This is a genomic window from Infirmifilum sp. NZ, from assembly GCF_022693705.1.
Classification (GTDB): domain Archaea; phylum Thermoproteota; class Thermoprotei; order Thermofilales; family Thermofilaceae; genus Thermofilum.
Genome location: NZ_CP094288.1, coordinates 133,204 through 148,183, shown reverse-complemented (window position 1 = coordinate 148,183; position 14,980 = coordinate 133,204). Strand labels below are relative to the sequence as shown.

The 14,980-nt window shown below is 60.5% G+C and carries 20 protein-coding genes; 13 read left to right on the top strand and 7 right to left on the bottom strand.

What is annotated here, in order from left to right; genetic code table 11:
- The first annotated feature begins 3 nt into the window (after positions 1-3).
- The 5 genes from MOV14_RS00820 (at position 4) to MOV14_RS00800 (ending at position 5,368) form a co-directional block, all read left to right on the top strand.
- Positions 4-945 (top strand): ABC transporter ATP-binding protein, encoded by a 942-nt coding sequence (locus MOV14_RS00820; protein WP_318537333.1) that lies wholly within the window; start codon positions 4-6, stop codon positions 943-945.
- Positions 942-1,862, top strand: coding sequence for an ABC transporter permease (locus MOV14_RS00815; RefSeq protein ID WP_318537332.1), 921 nt, complete (start codon positions 942-944; stop codon positions 1,860-1,862). The genes MOV14_RS00820 and MOV14_RS00815 overlap by 4 nt, the downstream gene beginning before the upstream one ends.
- A 239-nt stretch (positions 1,863-2,101) precedes the next feature.
- Complete coding sequence (locus tag MOV14_RS00810) at positions 2,102-2,455, top strand: hypothetical protein (RefSeq protein ID WP_318537331.1); 354 nt, start codon at positions 2,102-2,104, stop codon at positions 2,453-2,455.
- Positions 2,439-3,920 carry a tryptophanase gene (locus MOV14_RS00805; RefSeq protein ID WP_318537330.1) on the top strand — a complete coding sequence of 494 codons (1,482 nt, stop codon included), beginning with the start codon at positions 2,439-2,441 and terminating at the stop codon, positions 3,918-3,920. The genes MOV14_RS00810 and MOV14_RS00805 overlap by 17 nt, the downstream gene beginning before the upstream one ends.
- A gap of 53 nt (positions 3,921-3,973) precedes the next feature.
- Entirely contained in the window at positions 3,974-5,368 is a 1,395-nt protein-coding gene (locus tag MOV14_RS00800; protein WP_318537329.1) for an ATP-binding protein, read from the top strand.
- A gap of 370 nt (positions 5,369-5,738) precedes the next feature.
- Here the strand turns inward: MOV14_RS00800 and MOV14_RS00795 are convergent, their stop codons facing one another.
- The 4 genes from MOV14_RS00795 to MOV14_RS00780 all read right to left on the bottom strand — a co-directional run bounded on the left by MOV14_RS00795 (position 5,739) and on the right by MOV14_RS00780 (position 8,861).
- Entirely contained in the window at positions 5,739-6,947 is a 1,209-nt protein-coding gene (locus tag MOV14_RS00795) for an MFS transporter (RefSeq protein ID WP_318537328.1), read from the bottom strand.
- Between the two features lie 114 nt (positions 6,948-7,061).
- The gene (locus tag MOV14_RS00790; RefSeq protein ID WP_318537327.1) at positions 7,062-7,541 is read right to left on the bottom strand and encodes a PIN domain-containing protein; all 480 of its coding nucleotides are present in this window, start codon (positions 7,539-7,541) and stop codon (positions 7,062-7,064) included.
- A complete protein-coding gene (locus MOV14_RS00785) occupies positions 7,534-7,770 on the bottom strand; it encodes a hypothetical protein (RefSeq protein ID WP_318537326.1) in 237 nt (78 codons plus the stop codon). The genes MOV14_RS00790 and MOV14_RS00785 overlap by 8 nt, the downstream gene beginning before the upstream one ends.
- Before the next feature lie 104 nt (positions 7,771-7,874).
- Positions 7,875-8,861, bottom strand: a complete 987-nt coding sequence (locus MOV14_RS00780; RefSeq protein WP_318537325.1) for an MDR/zinc-dependent alcohol dehydrogenase-like family protein — start codon at positions 8,859-8,861, stop codon at positions 7,875-7,877.
- A 74-nt stretch (positions 8,862-8,935) separates the two neighbouring features.
- On the opposite strand from MOV14_RS00780, the gene hypA reads away from it, so the two are divergent.
- The 5 genes from hypA (at position 8,936) to MOV14_RS00755 (ending at position 11,986) form a co-directional block, all read left to right on the top strand.
- A complete protein-coding gene (gene hypA / locus MOV14_RS00775; RefSeq protein ID WP_318537324.1) occupies positions 8,936-9,331 on the top strand; it encodes a hydrogenase nickel incorporation protein HypA in 396 nt (131 codons plus the stop codon).
- Positions 9,332-10,060, top strand: coding sequence for a P-loop NTPase (locus MOV14_RS00770; protein ID WP_318537323.1), 729 nt, complete (start codon positions 9,332-9,334; stop codon positions 10,058-10,060).
- An 88-nt stretch (positions 10,061-10,148) separates the two neighbouring features.
- Positions 10,149-11,378 (top strand): ATP-binding protein, encoded by a 1,230-nt coding sequence (locus tag MOV14_RS00765; RefSeq protein WP_318537322.1) that lies wholly within the window; start codon positions 10,149-10,151, stop codon positions 11,376-11,378.
- 12 nt (positions 11,379-11,390) lie between these two features.
- Positions 11,391-11,618: a hypothetical protein gene (locus MOV14_RS00760; RefSeq protein WP_318537321.1), complete on the top strand. Its 228-nt coding sequence runs from the start codon at positions 11,391-11,393 to the stop codon at positions 11,616-11,618.
- A 20-nt stretch (positions 11,619-11,638) separates the two neighbouring features.
- Complete coding sequence (locus MOV14_RS00755; RefSeq protein WP_318537320.1) at positions 11,639-11,986, top strand: hypothetical protein; 348 nt, start codon at positions 11,639-11,641, stop codon at positions 11,984-11,986.
- Between the two features lie 151 nt (positions 11,987-12,137).
- On the opposite strand, the gene MOV14_RS00750 is transcribed toward MOV14_RS00755, so the two are convergent.
- Positions 12,138-12,293, bottom strand: coding sequence for a hypothetical protein (locus MOV14_RS00750; protein WP_318537319.1), 156 nt, complete (start codon positions 12,291-12,293; stop codon positions 12,138-12,140).
- A gap of 282 nt (positions 12,294-12,575) precedes the next feature.
- Here MOV14_RS00750 and MOV14_RS00745 point away from each other — a divergent pair, with 282 nt between their 5' ends.
- Positions 12,576-12,737 (top strand): hypothetical protein, encoded by a 162-nt coding sequence (locus MOV14_RS00745; RefSeq protein WP_318537318.1) that lies wholly within the window; start codon positions 12,576-12,578, stop codon positions 12,735-12,737.
- Between the two features lie 108 nt (positions 12,738-12,845).
- Here MOV14_RS00745 and MOV14_RS00740 read toward each other — a convergent pair whose 3' ends face one another.
- Together MOV14_RS00740 and MOV14_RS00735 are read right to left on the bottom strand one after the other, a co-directional pair.
- Entirely contained in the window at positions 12,846-13,055 is a 210-nt protein-coding gene (locus MOV14_RS00740) for a hypothetical protein (protein ID WP_318537317.1), read from the bottom strand.
- Between the two features lie 435 nt (positions 13,056-13,490).
- Positions 13,491-13,694: a hypothetical protein gene (locus MOV14_RS00735; protein WP_318537316.1), complete on the bottom strand. Its 204-nt coding sequence runs from the start codon at positions 13,692-13,694 to the stop codon at positions 13,491-13,493.
- An 89-nt stretch (positions 13,695-13,783) separates the two neighbouring features.
- On the opposite strand from MOV14_RS00735, the gene MOV14_RS00730 reads away from it, so the two are divergent.
- Both MOV14_RS00730 and MOV14_RS00725 read left to right on the top strand, forming a co-directional pair.
- Positions 13,784-14,626, top strand: coding sequence for an MBL fold metallo-hydrolase (locus MOV14_RS00730; RefSeq protein WP_318537315.1), 843 nt, complete (start codon positions 13,784-13,786; stop codon positions 14,624-14,626).
- Positions 14,627-14,663: 37 nt separating this feature from the next.
- Positions 14,664-14,978 (top strand): DUF5320 domain-containing protein, encoded by a 315-nt coding sequence (locus tag MOV14_RS00725; RefSeq protein ID WP_318537314.1) that lies wholly within the window; start codon positions 14,664-14,666, stop codon positions 14,976-14,978.
- Positions 14,979-14,980: the final 2 nt, after the last annotated feature.

The following is a 14,980-nucleotide window of genomic DNA, read 5'->3' as shown; positions in this document are numbered from 1 at the left end:
GGTGTGGAATGGGTTGTGGAGACTGAGAATTTGGTGAAGACGTACAGGGATAGGAGCGGCGTCGTGAAGGCGCTGGACGGCGTTAGCGTGAGGGTGCCGCGGGGGGTTTTGTTCGGCCTCTTCGGCCCCAACGGGAGCGGCAAGTCGACTCTCATCTCGATCCTCGTGGGACTGCAGCTACCTGACAGCGGCTCAGCCAGGGTGCTCGGCTTCGACGCGATAAGGGAGTCCGTTGAGATCAGGAAACGCGTGGGGCTGATGCCCGAGAACTACGGTTTCTACGAGAGGATGACGGCCTACGAGAACCTCGAGTACCTGGGCCTCTTGGACGGCATACCTGAGAGCCAGCTTAAGGAGCGGATAATGAGCGTGCTCGAGCTTGTGGGCCTAAAGGAGGCAGCTAACCGGAAGGTCGGAGGCTTCTCCAGGGGCATGATGCAGAGGCTCGCTTTAGCTCAGGCGCTGCTCAAGGACCCAGAGCTCCTGATCCTCGACGAGCCGACGCTCGGCCTTGACCCTCAGGGCGTCCAGATGTTCCGCGAGCTTGTAGGAGAATTGCTCAAGCAGGGTAAGACGATAATAATATCGACGCACCTGCTCCGCGAGATAGGCTACCTCTGCACCCACGCGGCGCTGATAAAGCTTGGCAAGGTCACTGCGCAGGGGAGCATCGAGCAGCTGTCGGAGATCTACAGCAAGGAGAAGGGGTACAGGTGGGAGGTCACGGTGTCCGACAGGCCTGAAGACTTCTTCAGGGCTGTTAAAAGCCTCCCGGGAGTCACCGAGGTCACTCTCTCAAACAACAAGGTCGTCGTCTCAGCCTCGAAGGATGTGAAAGAGGAGATCCTCCAGCTGGCCAGGGGCTTCAAGCTCGAGTCGATAACTCCTCTCACGCCGACATGGGAGGAGCTCTACAGGTTTTTCGAAGGGGGTGGTTGGGAGTGAACAAGGTTTGGGTTATAGCTCGGAAGGAGATTAAGGAGAACTTGACGAGCCTCAGGTACTGGGCGCTCGTGGGCCTCGTGCTAGTGCTGTACATCGTCACCTCTTACCAGAGAGAGTTCGCTATCAGGTTCGCCGGGGGCCCCGCTGGAGAGAGGTTCTTCTTCGGCGTGGGGAACGCGGTCGCGCAGAGCCTGGGTTTGATGGCCCCGATACTGGGCATCGCGCTGGGCTTCGGCGCAATAGCGGGTGAGCGTGAAAAGGGCACCATCAGGATGGTGCTTGCGAGGCCTATATTCAGGGACACGCTGATAAACGGTAAGGTGCTCGCGGGGGTCATTCTGCTGGCTGTGGCAGTGCTCACATCCACCGCTATAGGCATCCCCGTCACAGCCGTGCTCCAGAGGGCGAACCTGACGGCCGACGACTACCTCAGGTTCGCGATGCTGGGGGTAGCGGCGTTCCTCCTCGCCCTCGCGTACTACGCTTTCGCGTTGCTGATCTCCGTTCTTACTAACAGGTCAGGCTACTCGCTGGTCGCAAGCGTCGGGGTGTGGTTCTTCTTCGCCTTCATACTCCCCATGATCGCCGCCTTCGTGGCTTCCGCAGTTCTGGGCCCGCCGCCTGCGATTCCTCAAGGCGCTAACGCAACCGCTATCAGGCAGAACCCGCAGTTCCAGGCGTACCTCAGGCAGTACAACCAGATCTCCAGCACTGTTCAGCTTATCTCGCCGAACAGCCGCTACAGCTCGCTCACCAGCGCGATATTCCAGGCCGTGAGGGGGCGGCAGTCCAACCCGCTCGACGTCGGGGCCCTCTTCGCCCAGCACTGGATAGACTTCGCCGTGCTAATCTCGCTCTTCGTAATCCCCCTCGTACTAGCCTACATCCTGTTCACCAGAACACACGAGGCAAAGTAGCGGCTCTCCAAAATAACATTATTTTTTCTTCTTTAACTTTCAAGGCTTAGTCTAGTCAACAGGCTCTCATTTCAATTTTCTCATATTTTCATGGCAACGAGCCTCACGGAGCCCGTCTGGGCCTTCCCACCTCGCGGAGGGCTAGGAGTTCATCAGGCTTCAGGCTTAAAATCCTCGACCGCTAGAAATATTGGCTTGCCCACATTGGGCGGGATTTTCCGTCCAAAAGGAATATATGCTTGGATCTGCTTCGCAGAGGGCGTGAGGGCGATGCCCCGCCAATATTGAGAACCTTGGGGGTTAGCGAGCTCAACGCTCTGAGGCAGCTTCTGAGGCGCTCGCTGAACGAGAAGCAGGTTCTCCTGCTCAGGGAGATCTCCGAGCACCCTCTAGTGAACGTGACACGGCTTCTGGCAGAGGTTTCGGCGAAGCACGGCCTCCCTGTTTCGACGCTAAAAGGGCACGTGTGGGCGCTCCGCGACTTGGGACTGGTGGTGTACGCCCCGAGGCGCCCTATAAGGCTCACGCCCGCAGGGCGTCTCGTCGTGGAGATACTGGGCTTGAGGGGTGGTGTCGGTGATCCTGAAGTCTAGCAGGGGAGGAGAGCTGTACGTCGAGGACTTCCGGGTGAGGGTTTTCGAGAAGCTCAGGCTCCTGCCGGTGCGCGAGAGGCTCAAGGTGCTGAGGAGAGAGGGATGGAACACCTTCCGCATACCGCTCGACGACGTTTTCCTAGACTTCCTGACAGACAGCGGTGTGAGCGCCGCGAGCACCAGGCAGCTCTCGGACCTGATGGGCATCGGGCTCGAGGACTCTTACGCGGGCAACAGGGCTTTCTACAGGCTCAGGGAGACAATGGAGGAGCTCTTCCCCCACAAGCACCTGATCCTCACCCACCAGGGCCGCGCGGCCGAGAACATAGTCTTCAAGGTCCTGACGGAGGACGGCAGGAAGCCCTACGTGCTGACGAACGTGCACTTCACGACCACCCGCGCGATAGTGGAGGCGGTCTACGGCGGAAGGGTTCTCGAGTTCCCGCACCCGGAGGCCTTCAACGTTGAAAGCGAGTACCCCTTCAAGGCGAACATGGACGTTGCCTCGCTCGAAAACGCGGTACGGGAGCTCGGGCCCGAGAGGATCGCGGCTGTGAGGATGGAGTTCTGCGGCAACCTGCTCGGAGGGCAGCCCTTCTCGATGGATAACTTCGAGGAGGTGCGGGAGGTGTGCGACCGGTACGGCATACCCCTGGTGTCCGACGTGAGCATGCTGGACTGGCAGGTCGCTCTCATGAGGCTCCGTGACCCTAAGTGCGGGGGCATGCACGCGCGCGAGGTCGCCTGGAGGCTTCTGGAGATGACGGACGTGGCCTACGCGAGCGCGAGGAAGGGCTTCTACGTCCGCGGCGGCTTCATCACAACGGGGAACAGCGAGCTCTACGAGAAGATGAGGGTGTGGCAGCCGGTGTTCGAGGGCCACTCTACGTACGGGGGCATGTCGCTGAAGGAGGTGGCGATGCTGATCGACGGCGTCCGCATGGCGCTGGACGACAACCTCCCGCTCTACGAGATCAAGCAGGTCGAGTACCTGGTCAGGGAGCTCGACAGGCTGGGGGTTCCCGTCGTGAAGCCGCCAGGCGGTCTAGGGCTGCACGTCGACGCTAGGCGCTTCCTCCCCCATGTGCCGCTTACCCCGCCGTCCCCGGGCTCCGGCGGCTACCCCGCGGGGGCTCTGTCCGCGGCGGTGTACCTTGTCAGCGGGGTCAGGACGATGGAGAGAGGGCAGGTCTCGATGGACAGGGACCCTGAGACGCGCCAAGAAGTTCCCGTGAAGCTGGACCTCGTCAGGTTCGGGGTACCCAGGAAGACCTACCTGCGGGGCCACCTCGAGTACATCGTGGACAGGGTTTCCTGGCTTTACGAGCACCGCGACGTTGTTAAGGGGCTCGTGTGGACATACGAGCCACCGGTCATGAGGTTCTTCGAGGGGACCTTCACCGACGAGGAGGGGTGGAGCGAGGAGCTGGCCAGAGTCTACGAGAGGGAGCTGGGGGATTTTTAGCAGATTTGTTGATGTAGAAATCAACTTATAGCTGAATTTAAAGTATTATACTTGTGATTCAACTCTTCGTGGATAGGGAGGAGGAGCTGAGGTTCCTGGAGGAGAAGTATACGTCCCCGGGGGCCCAGCTTCTCGTGATCTACGGCAGGAGGCGCATCGGGAAAACAGAGCTCCTGCTGAGGTCCGTTAAGGGGAGGAAGCACGTCTACTACCTCGCAGAGAGAACCTCCATTCCCGCTAACATCGCCAAGCTGGCCAGGCGTATGGCCGAGTACCTTGGCCGAGAGAGCTTCGCCAGGATAAGCTTCGCGGACTTCGAGGAGCTCTTCGCGGACTTCCTCGAGTGGAAGCCTAGGGACGAGAGGGTGGTAGTGATAATTGACGAGTTCCCTTACCTCGTGGAGCTCGACCCCGGAGTCCTTTCGCTCTTTCAGAGGGTGTGGGACGAGTACCTCTCACGGAGATCCGATGTGGTGCTCGTTCTCTGCGGCTCTAGCGTGGGGATGATGGAGACCGAGGTGCTCTCCTATAGGAGCCCCCTTTACGGCAGGAGGACGGGGCAGTGGAAGGTGCAGGAGCTGGGAGTACGGCACATCCTCTCATTCGCGCCTGGCTTCAGCCCGGAGGAAGCGGTGAAAGTCTACGGTGCGGTGGGGGGTGTGCCAGCCTACCTTAAGGTGCTGGATCCCTCCGTGGGGTTCATGGAGAACCTGGAGAGGCTCTTCTTCAGGAGGGGGGCAGTGCTGTACGAAGAGGCTGAGAACCTGCTCAGGCAGGAGCTGCGCGAGCCCAGGAGCTACAAGCTAATACTGCAGGCGCTCGCCGAGGGAAGAAGGAGGGTCACCGAGATCAGCTCCGCCACTGGGCTAGACAAAACCGCTGTGAGCAAGTACCTCGACACGCTGGAGCTCCTTGATGTCGTCGGCTACGAGACCCCCGTCCTCGCGGCCCCCAAGACGAGGAAGAGGCTCTACTTCATCAAGGACAACTACTTCAACTTCTGGTTCCGCTACGTCCAGCCCAACCGGGACCTCATCGAGTCCGACCGCGTCGAGGAGGTTCTGGAGATCGTCTCGAGAGACTACGACAACTACATGGGACCCGTATTCGAGCGCGTGGCGAGGAAGTTCATCTACAAGGCCAGCCCAGCTTTCCCCGTCGCCAAAGCCGGAAGGCACTGGTTCACCACCCCCCAGGGTAAAGTGGTGGAAATAGACATCCTCGCACACGACAGCGCTAAAGAGAGGTTCCTGGCCTGCGAGGTGAAATGGAGCAAACTCGGGGCCAAAGACCTGAGGCGGCTGGCTTGGGAGCTTGAAGAGAAGGTGAGGCTCCTCAATTTGAACGCGGAGGTGCAGAAGTGCATAATCGCGAGAGAACTGAGCAAGAGCGAGGCTCCCGAAGGCGTCCTAGTGTTCAACTTAGATGACATCATCGGGAGCGTTTAAGCCTTAGGGAAAAGGCTCCCCCTCGTCCGGAGCCAGGCAGGCTGAAAAGCTATGCACACAGGGTTATTCAAGGCACCTGGCTCCAACCGCCTAGATGAACGCAACGTGCTTTTAACGGAGAACCCTAAGCACGGTTCATTTATTTGTGTATTAAACATTGAAGGCGCGGTCCCCCTTTGTCTGAGACTTCGACGGGGTTATCGCACAGACCCCGCACAAGGAAGCGTGGGGCCTTGCCTGCGAAAAGTGGGGGGTGAAGGGATTCACCGATGAATTCTATGCACTATATGCTTCGCGAAAGCCGCGGCTGGAGAGCGCGAGGAACATCCTCAAAAGGCTCGCCCCGGAGAAGCTTCTCCTAAGGCACGACTCATGACGCCCCGCTAGGAGCCCTCTGAGCAGTGAAGGGGGCAGATGAGCTAGGCGCGTCCTGACCGGTTTCGGGGAGCAGGTAGCGCACGCTGAGGGCCGCGGACAGTGCGGCTACGCTGGAGACCAGGAAGAGTAGCCTGGGGCTCGTGATGTCCGCTAGGTAGCCCGACGCCATCCCTATCGCTGAGCCGTAGACCGTTGAGAGGACGCCCTCGAAGGCGTAGAACGTTGCCCTCTCCGTCTCGTCGCTGATGTCCATGAGGGCCTTGGAGTACGCCACCCAGAAAAGGGGCCAGACCGGGAATATGAAGAACGCCGCGAAGACCAGGGGGTCTGTGGAGGCGTAGTAGCCCGCGTAGAGCGCCGCCCAGCCCAGCCCCGCTAGGGTGAACATCTGCCTCGTCGATAGCCTGTCGGCCAGCCTGCCGTAGGGTATGGAGGAGAGCCCGGCGAGGACTGTGAGCGAAACGACCGTGGACCACAGCTCGGGCGAGCCCTTCAGGTACTTCAGGAAGTATATGCCTAGGACGCCGCCGCCTATCGCCCCCGGGAGCGTCATGAGAAGCCTGGCCGCGTATAGCCTCCAGAACCTCCTCGGCACCCTGGGGATCCTGAGAATATCCCTGGTCGTGGGCCTCGACGCGCTGTTCTCCTCCGGCACGGTGAGGATGAGGGCGAGCGGGATCAAGTTGAGGGCGGCGTTGAGCCTCAGGAGGTTCCTGAAGCCTATAGCGGAGTACAGCGGCCCAGAGGCGAGGCTGCCCAGGAAGCCGCCGAGGACCCCCGCGGCATTGTACCTGCCCAGGAACTCCCCCCTCCCGTCCCGGAACTTCTCCGCGAGGAGCGCTGAGAAGGCGGAGCCGCCTGCGCTCCCGGTGATCGCCCCAAGCGACTGCACGGCTACAACCTGCTCGATGCTCGTGGCGTAGCTTAGAGCTATGCTGGCGGCTATGCCTGTGCTTGTGGAGAGCACGACGAACGCCTTCCTCTTGCCAGTGGAGTCGGAGATCCTGGCCCACACGAGGGACATCAAGGCTGAGATGGCCGCTGGTAGCTGGCTCCCGATGCTCGTGGCGAGGAAGCTCTTCCCGGCGAGCTCGAATATGAACACCGAGAGGAAGGGGGAGACTATGTTCCCTGCGAGGCTGGACGTGAAGCTGTAGACGAGCAACTTAGCCCTCAGGCTATTGCATAGCCTTTCAAGCACGGAGAGACTCACTCTCCCAGCATATAAATTGTTTAATCACAGCTCCTTCTTATGGCCTCCAATCGTAGTGCATCGCAGGCCTTTTACAAGCACGCTTATAGTCCAGGTAGCTTTTCAACCTTCCGTCCACTCTGCAATAGGATTAATAACTTCAACTCCGTAGAGTTTCCCGATTGTGAGAAAGTGCTTATCAGCTGAGTAAACCTTCTCCACAAATGGTCTCACAGGTAGGAAACACAGAAAATCCCACAGGTGAATTCCAGTCTTCGTACTCATCTCGACAGCTTCACGGAGATGCTCAGCGGTGGTTGGGACTTTCACAACATTTGGATCCTCCAGCAGAGCATGGACGAGCTCTAAAGCCTCGTTGGGTGGTATTCTGATTCCTCGGTATGCCAAGACATGATATATCTCTGCTAACTGGTGCAAGGACATGTATACTTTGAAATCCGGAACCTCCTCTCTAAAGAAGTGTTTAGCTTTTTCATGCATCATTAAAAACTTCTCGAATTCACCTCGAGACTTAAACTTCTCCGCGGAGGGTTTCTTCTTTGCAAGGCTCCACAGCTCAGTGTCAATCATGACCCTAGTCAATGTCCTCGCCCTCGTACTCTGAGTAGTCCTCAGGACCAGCACCCTCCACAGGTCTCAAAAGGATGTCGATGTAAGCGGAGCCTCTCGTACGTGGAGAAGCAAGGTAACTTAAAATAGCTTCAAGGATTACTTCCCTAAGGGTTTTTCCCTCCTCTAATGCTCTCCTCTTTAGTTCGATGTATACATCTTTTGGAAGCTCGAGAGTTGTCTTAACGCGACCCACGTACATAAAACCGTAAAAGAGTATTTATGTATTGCTGTAAAACTCCTTTTTTTACGCAGTAACATACATCGAACTTACCCGACTCTTAGTTCTTGCATTTTTGCATGAAGCTAGAGCTTAACAACGACCTTGACCTGGTCGCGCTCGAACGACTTCTCCATGGCCCTAGGGGCGCTGTCGACTCCGCTGAAGGTCGCCGTCACTAGGGGCTTCACCCTGCCCGTCCTGAGTAGCTCGATCGCCTGCCTGAACTCGTGGAAGGTCCCGCACCTCGTGCCGACGATCCTCAGCTCCTTCACCACGGCCTTCGTTAGGTCGGCTCGGAACACGCCTCCGGGGGTTGACTTCAGATGGATCAGCCCTCTCGGCTTAGCGGCCTCGATAGCTAGGTCTAGCGCATCGGGGCTCCCAGTGGCCTCGAACACCACGTCGAAGCCCCCAGCCGCCCCTTCCCTAGCGTATTCCCCGAGCTCCGCGGTCGTGACCACCTCGAGCCCCAGCGCCTCGAAGTGCCTCGCCTTCGGGCTTCCCTCCCTGACTGCGACAACTGTGTCCCAGAGCCCGCGCGAGGCCAGCACCTGGGCGAGCAGGTAGGCGAGGTTACCGCTTCCCAGAATCAACACCCTGTCCCCCGGCCTGGGCGGGAACTGGGACAGCGCGTTCAGCACGGCCGCTAGCGGCTCTGCGAGCGTGGCGGCCTCTGGGGCTAGGCCTGACGCGTCGTGCAGGGCTGTGAGAGGTGCTGTGAAGTAGTCGGCCATCCCGCCGTCGAAGTCTATGCCCAGTGTTTTCTTGCGGGGGCAGTGCGTGTAGAGCCCGCTCCTGCAGAGCTCGCAATCCCAGCATGGGAAGTTGATCTCGCTGACGACGAGCCTCCCCGCGAGCTCCTCGGGGCCCTCAACCACGACGCCTGCGACCTCGTGCCCGAGCGTGAGGGGCCTCTTGAAAAGGGGGTATGTGCCGGAGTAGAAGGCCTTGTCGGTGCCGCATATGCCCACGGCTTTCGTCTTGACGAGGGCCCAGCCTTTAGGGGGCCTCGGGTCCTCCACCTCCTCGACTCTCAGGTCGCGCGGCCCGTAGAGCCTAGCCGCCTTCACAGCCTGCGTACGTCAAGGATGCTCATATTCTTTGCCCCGGGCAAAGCTTTTATCCCCCGGCTCGAGTAGCGCTTGTGCACGAGTGGGCTTTGGCTGAGGCTGTGACCAGGACCGTCGAGGAGCTCGTCCTGAGCGGGCGGGACGTGAAGAGCGTCGAGGTCGTCCTCGGGGAGCTGCAGGCCGTGGACGAGGAGGTGTTCAGGACAGCGCTGGAGGAGCTCTTGAGCTCCCTCAGGGCTGAGAAGGGGATCAGCGTCGAGAGCTTCACGATCACCAGGGAGAAGGCACTGTTCAGGTGCAACGTGTGCGGAAGCACCTGGACGCTGGACGAGTGGAGCGTGGGGGAGGAGTTCCGGGAGGCGATACACTTTGTCCCCGAGGTCGTGCACTCCCACTACTCCTGCCCCAAGTGCGGCAGCAGGGACTTCGAGATCGTTAAGGGCCGAGGTGTTCAGGTCCGGGTGAGGTAGGTGGAGCTCGACTTCAGGGTGCCGCTCATACGCGAGAGGCTCTCGGGGGTGAAGCTCGTCGTCCCGGTCGCGAGCCCCAAGGGCGGCGTGGGCAAGACGACGATCGCCTCCGCTCTCTCGGTTCTGCTCGCCAGGAGGGGGGTCAGGACAGGCGTGCTGGACCTCGACTTCACGAACCCTACGACCCACATAATGCTCGGAGTCGACGCCGCGGCCGTGATGCCCGAGGAGGAGAAGGGGGTCCTGCCGGTCAGGGTGGAGGAGAACCTCGAGCTCATGGGGGTTGCCTTCTACACGAGGGACAAGCCCCTCCCGCTAAGGGGGCGCTCGGTCGTCGACGCTCTCCGCGAGGTGCTGGCGGTGACCAGGTGGTCTTCCCGGGTGCTCGTGGTCGACTCGCCGCCAGGCCTCTCAGACGCCCTGCTCGAGATGCTGAGGCTCGCGAGGGGCTCGAGGGTCCTCGTAGTCTCGGCGTGCGACAGGCTCAGCCTGGTCTCCACGAAGCGCGTGCTCGAGTTCCTGAGGCAGGAGGGCGTGCCCAGCCTCGGGGTCGTCGCCAACATGTGCGGGGACTGCGCGGAGCTCGAAGCCATCGGCGTGAAGCCCCTCGACTGCGTCCAGCGCTTCGACCAGCTACAGCGCTCGGAGGGGGACAGGGACCTCCTCGCGGAGCTCTTCTCACGAGCCCTGACCGGGACTGTGAGCGAGATCCTGAGGATCCTCGGCTAGCGCCAAGCCCTTTGAAAAATAGGTTTTGTTGTAGACTGAAAATCCACAAGGCTTATAAAGACCCGTGGATTGTAAGTCCACAGGGACTATGGGCATTCTGCTCGAGACGACGCAGGAGTACGTGCAGTCACTCCGCAACCTGAGCCTAGTGGAGCGCGAGGTGAGGCTCCCCTCTGAGCCACCGGACATAGTGGCCGTTGTGGGGGCAAGGAGAGTCGGGAAGACCGTCCTCATGCTTCAGAGGGCCAAGGAGCTGCTCGAGCGAGGGGAGAGGGTGGTCTACGTGTCCATGGACGAGCCCTACTTCAGGAGGCTCGAGGCCAGGAAGTTCGCCGAGCTGGTGAGGGCCGAGTACCGGGAAGGGAGGGTCCACCTGTTCATCGACGAGGTCCAGGAGTGGAGGAACTGGGACTTCAACCTAAGGTGGATGCACGACATGAGAGACTTCTACATCTACGTATCTGGCTCCTCATCCACGCTCCAGTCGTCCGAGATACCCAGCCGGCTGAGGGGAAGGTACGTCTCCACCGTGGTGTTCCCCTTCTCCTTCAGGGAGATCGCCGGGGGGCTAAGTGGGGAGGGCTTCAGGAGCAGGGGTGCTCTCAGGGGCTTGCTGGAGGAGTACATTAGGTGGGGCGGCTTCCCCGAGGTCTGGCTCACGAGGAGCCGGGAAAAGCTCGTCTCGATAGTCGAGACCGTCTTCTACAGGGATATCGTCGAGAGGCAGGGGGTCAGGAACGTACCGGAGTTCAAGGAGGTTTTCTACTACGTGCTATCCCAGTACGCCAACCGGGTCACGTGGCGCTCGCTGAGGAGGCTCCTGAAGGCCGAGGGATTGAGGCTCGACACAAAGACGCTCATAAAGTACGTTCACGCGATACAGCAAGCCTTCCTGATCTTCACCGTCAAGAAGTTCTCGTTCTCGGAGCGGGAGAGAGCTGTCTCGCCGAAGAAGATCTACCTCGTGGACCACTCGCTCGCCACGCTGTTCGAGCAGCCCATGGATCTGGGGAGGAGGCTGGAGAACATAGTCTACCTCCACCTCCTCAGGAGAGCCGGGGACCCCGAGAGGATCTCCTACTACACAGCTAGGACGGGAGAGGAGGTCGACCTGGTCCTGCGTGAACCCGGGGGACCGACCTACGTGTACCAGTGCACCCTGCACGCCGACAAAAGGCACGTCGAGAAAGCCGAGCGCGCCTGCAGAGAGCTGAGGTGCGCGCAGGCGACGGTCGTGGCGCTCGAGATCCCCGAGCAGGCCGCCACCTCCAGGCTAGTCAGAGTGGTCCCCCTCCAGGAGTTCCTCCTCGAGGCGTAGTCCTCGAACCCGATGCTCAGCTCGCCGGCGAACTCGAAGCACCACCTCGCCAAGCCCTCCACTTGCCAGTATCCCGCGATCCTGCCCTCAGCAGCCAGCCGCTCCAGCATCACCCTCCCCCTGTCGTTCACGTTCACTATACAGGCCCGCGCCAAGCCCCCTACCACGTCTTCCACCGAGTTTTACGATGTTTTTGCCTCGGAGGCCTGGACGGGCACAGCCTGTGTGAACGGCCTATAAACCTTCTCACGCGCTTAGCTGTGATAGTCGAGGCGGACAGGGAGGTGTGGGGGAGCGTTGCGAGGTGGCTGGAGCTGACGGGTCTCGCTAAAACGCTCTGGCGCCTAACGCAGCCGAGGCCCCTCAGCAAGGCCTTCTCCACGAGGAACTCAAGGTACATCGCCTCGACCCTTGAGAGGTTGCATGCAGCGGGCCTCGTCAGGGAGGCGGTCGCTGGCGGCACGCGATACGTCTACCTAACGGGGAGGGCGTGCGGCAAGGCTGCCTTGAGGCTTATTCGTTGCGGAGCCGGAGCTGCCTCCGGTGTAGCATCACTGTGGCTATGTGCGTGCATATCCTCGTCTTCCTCACGTAGCCGTAGGCCCTGAAGAAGCAGTCACAGCGGTACCTCGCCTCGCTTACCTACACGTTGTACCACGGGTAGGCGTCGCCGAGCTCGGCTAGCCCCTTGACGAGCCAATGCTCCGCGCCAACCCTCTCGACCTTCCTCGCTAGGAGGCGGTAGGTAGTCCTGTAGAATCACTCAGCGGGCTTGCCCGGGAAAGAGGCTTGCAGCTCGTCCAGCGCGTCGAGCAGGTCACCGCGCTCCTCCGCTACCTTATCACCGCAGCGGCCGTAAAGGGCGCACTTCACCAGCGCCCATGCCAGCCTGCTCTCCTCCCTTATAACCCTCAATCGAGAGCACCCAGAGAGTCTTCTCACTAAGAAAGACGGTGACGCCTGCCGGGTGCGGATTCCTCCTCAGAAAGCTGTACTCCAGCAGCCTCAGGTAGTCCTCCAGCTTAGCTGGTCTGAGCAGGCATGGATACTTCCTTGTTTTGTGCGTTTTCAGTTTCGGCGTTCATTTTCGGCGCAGGGATATAAGGCCGCGCAGCGCAGTACAGCGTTGGCTGAAGCTCAGGGAGGGCTCGGGGCGCAGCGCACTTATACCTTGCGCTCAAACTCTGCCACGTGCACATGCTCGAGCTCATATCGCTTTTCCAGAGAGCGTCCTTCAAGCTCGAGGACAACAGGCTACAGGTCTACGTCGACGGCAGGCTCGCGGCCGAGGTGACCTTCCACGATGAGAAACTCCTCAGAGCGGTTGTGAAGGCGCTCCGAAATCACGGGAAGCTGTAGCTGCAAAACTCCACTCATCGAAACCTCCTGCAACTCCTCTGCCACGCTCTGAGACCCCTAGCCCTAGCAAGTCTAAGCACATCCTCCCTTCCTAGCAGCGAGCCTCACCTATGCGGCAACCCTCCTGGCCCGCGGGCCAGGCTGGCTGGCGTATACCCTTGCGAGCCTCTTCAGGGCCTCGAGGTTGGCGAAGCCGCAGTCCGGCAACGAGTAGCCGAAGTACACGGCGTCTAGCAGGGCTTTCTCCGGCGTGGCGACGAACACGTAGCTCCCAGCCCTCTCCACCCTCTCGTACCCGAAGAACAGGCTGGGCTTCACCCTCCTGTAGACGATCCCAAGGGCCCCGCAGGTGCAGCGCGGCGTGCATCGAAACGTACGAGGGCTCCAACAGCTGCGTGGCGAGCACGAAGTCGTCCCTAGTCAGGCTGATGAAACCCCTTCTAGGCCTCCACGCCCACCCCTTCGCTACGAGGCGGGAAGCGTAAACCTTGGCGTGGTTCTCGGGCACGCCTAGGAGCACCGCCAGCTGGTCTAGGCTGTAGACCAGCCTCCCAGTAGACAGCAGCTTGTCCCTAACCTCGTACAGTTTCAACGTTAAATCGTGGTAACAATTCTGTTACCTGGATTTAACGTTTTCACCCTAGGGGCGGACGGGAAACCTCCGCTCAGACGATAGGCCAGCGTAGCTGGGGTGAGGCCAACGGCAGAGACAACTTCCCGAAGCTTTAGGTTATCGAAGCTAGCCCACAACGGCTACGCGAGGAGGTTCCTCGCGGCCAGCAGCTTCAGGATCTTGAGGGCCTGGGACCTTGACTTCGTCCTGATTAGGACGTGCTCCCCTGCTACGATGAGCTCCACGCCGGGTGGAAGAACCTTCAGCGCCCCGGCCTTAGCCGTGATGACGTAGTAGCCCTCCGGGTCGCGCCTGGCCAGGTAGCTCCTGAACTCCTCAGCCATTCAAAGCCAAGACGACTCCATCGATATTAACCCTTACTGCAGGCCGCGCCTTGCTGAAGCCGGAGCGCGCCTAGGTAAAGCGTTTATAGGTGGTGCTCGCTGAGCTGCACGTGGACGCGGTTAAGGTAGCGGTGCTCTGCTCTCTCCTCGCAGTGTTCGCGTTTCTCGCGTTCACGGCCTTGAAGCGCGAGCACGGGAGAGCACGAGGGGTCAACCATGCTGAGATCCTCGTACTTGTTGACAACACGCCGAACCCCTCGAACCCACGCCTCCTCAACCCCTGGGGGCTGAGCCTCTACGTGGCAACCCCCAGCGCAACCCTGCTCTTCGACACGGGCCCCTCTCCTGACGCCTTGAGGCGCAACGCCGAGGCTCTCGGCGTTAACCTCTCGCGCGTGGACTGCGTGGTCCTCAGCCACGGCCATGGCGACCACACAGGGGGCCTCGAGGCGCTGAGCTGCGGTAAGGTCTACGGGCCGCCCGGCACGCCCGCGAGCATCACAGTAAACGACACCTTGGAGCTGGCGGAAGGCGTCTACGCGCTGAGGCCGCTGTACGGCCCGCCGTGGGAGACAGCGCTCCTCGTGAACGTCGAGGGCTACGGCGGAGTCCTGCTCGTCGGGTGTAGCCACCCCGGGGTGGTGAGCCTAGTCCGGGAGGCTTCCCGCATAGCGAGGGTCAGGCTGGTGGTCGGAGGCTTCCACATGGTGGGTGCTACTCGAAGGGAGTGCGAGTCCGTGGCGACCGAGCTCAGCAGGCTGGGCGTCGAGAGGGTCTGCGCGCTCCACTGCAGCGGGGAGGTGATGCGGGAGGTTCTATCCGAGAGAGGCATGCTTCTCGACGCCCACGTCGGCAGCAGGATTACGGTTTCCTCTAACGGTGTGAGGGTCGAAGAGGTAGGGTCATCCGCTGGTCCTTCAGCGAAAAGTTAATATACTTGTGAGCTATATCACGAAATTGGTGAAAGCGATGCCTGGCTGGTGGGGTCCCTGGCCTGGGAGAGGGCCTTGGTCCTGGCTTCCACCCTGGGAGAGGCCTGGCTGGTGGCTTGGCAGGGGCTGGTGCTGGTGGCTCTGGCCCTACTGGCGGAGCGGATACGTCCCGTACTACTGGGCGCCCCCCTGGTACTCTCTGAGCAGGGAGGATGAGCTGAGGCTGCTCGAGAGCTACAAGAGGGCTCTTGAGGACTACGCAAAGAGGATAGCCGAGGATTACAAGAGGTACATCGAGGAGGAGATCGCTAGAATCGAGGCGCGAATAAAGGAGCTCCAGGCGCAGAAATAAAA